Source organism: Pseudomonas sp. P5_B2 (genome assembly GCF_056400445.1).
The window spans coordinates 1-1575 of sequence record NZ_JBFULH010000817.1 but is presented as its reverse complement, the minus strand read 5'-3'; the positions used below and the strand labels follow the sequence as shown (position 1 = coordinate 1575).

General features: G+C 50.9%; 2 protein-coding genes. Both read right to left on the bottom strand.

The window, feature by feature from the left end; genetic code table 11:
- Positions 1-574: DUF1329 domain-containing protein (locus AC1DRJ_RS27075; RefSeq protein ID WP_477804851.1), on the bottom strand; the 574-nt coding region annotated here is incomplete at its 3' end.
- Positions 575-628: 54 nt separating this feature from the next.
- On the bottom strand, positions 629-1575 hold a 947-nt coding region (locus tag AC1DRJ_RS27070), incomplete at its 5' end, for a DUF1302 family protein (RefSeq protein ID WP_477804850.1).

Sequence of the window (1575 nt, the reverse complement as noted above, 5' to 3'; positions counted from 1 at the left end):
GGATAGCACGACCATCGGTAGACATGACCTGTTGACCATCGGCGGTCATCAGAAAGAAGCGAGCGTCTCTTGTAATCGAAGTACCGCTCCAACTCAGCAGATGGTACCACATCGCCTCGTCACCATTTTTCGGAATCGGAAACGGAATTCCGCCATAGGCCCCTTCAGGCATTGGCCCCGCGCTACCCTCTACCAGCTTGGCATTAACCGCATTCTTGGCAGTATTGTCATATACCCACTGCGGAGCCGCTGCAGATCGACGCGTAGGGTAGATATCCATTCGATAGGTGTCTGGATACCGTTTGAACATTTCTTTAACACCATCGCTCAGCTTTTCTGAGTACTGGGCCATGTTCTTTGAAGTAATGCTAAAAAGAGGCTTATCCGCGGCAAAAGGATCGCCACGCTTACCACCCTTCTGATAAGTCGGATCAACGGTGGTATATCCACCCTCCCATGCAGGGATACTTTTATCCGCATTACCGGCCCGCTCCGCCCCCAACGGTGTCAGGCTTTTACCCAAATCATCTACTCCGGCAGCCATCGCGGACGCACTTAAAGCAATAGCACTCATGATGACAAAGTAAGCGGCACTAAATTTAAATCGAGAAGTCATGTTCAAATCCTCTTAGAAAGTGCTCTTGATCGAGAAGGCCAGATAATCCCGATCCTTCATTGCTTGCTTATAGTTGAACTGACTTGCTTCATTGAGCGTAGTGTCATCCGGACCGTAATAATGAGTGTACGTCAGACCACAAGTGACACGATCAAGGTAGGTAGCGCTTACACCGATATTGAATTCGCCACCTTTATCAGGCCCGAAACTGCCCAACACAGCTGACTTACCCATAGGGAAATAGCTGACACCCAGCGGAACACTAAGGTCGACGCCCGAGAAGACCTGACGATAAGTTGGCGAATACACCAACTTGAGTCCAACCCCGTCGTCTGTTGCATTCGGATCCAGAGCTGATCGGTTTTCAGTAACCTTCAGCAACCGATTCCAGGCAATTTCTCCTATCAAGCTGGCCTCATTGGATATGAAGGATGGCTCAAGAGAAGCGAGAACGTTCAAATTCACATGGGCTGTACGCCCAACCGCATAGAGCGGATGGTCGTCGTTGTCCGCCTCTACACCAGGCAGTACGACCTGACCATTGGATACCAAGGGCATGTTCCAGCGCATAGACGCTTCCCCGGCAAAGTTGTACTCCCCCACTGATGTGGTAAAACTTGCGCCCAAGGCGCGAATATCCTCCGGATACACCCAGTAGAATTCACCCACTTGCCCGGTGGAAAAATTCGGGGCAGTTACACCAGGACGGAGGTACAACTGGGGCGTTTTATCATGGTATTGGATAGCATAAAGACCGTAATCGACAGATTCAGCTGCGTAACGCAACTGCAATCCCCCCTGCCCCGAACTCTTGGCTTGCTTGTCTTTACCGTGAAAAAAGGCAGCAGGGCTATTTGGATTACCACCGAGAAAACTCGGGAATGGCTCCCCGACGATCAAGCGCTCCGCCCCCTCTCCCAGAATATCGAGAGTAGAGAAATAGCTACCTACAGCAGGTA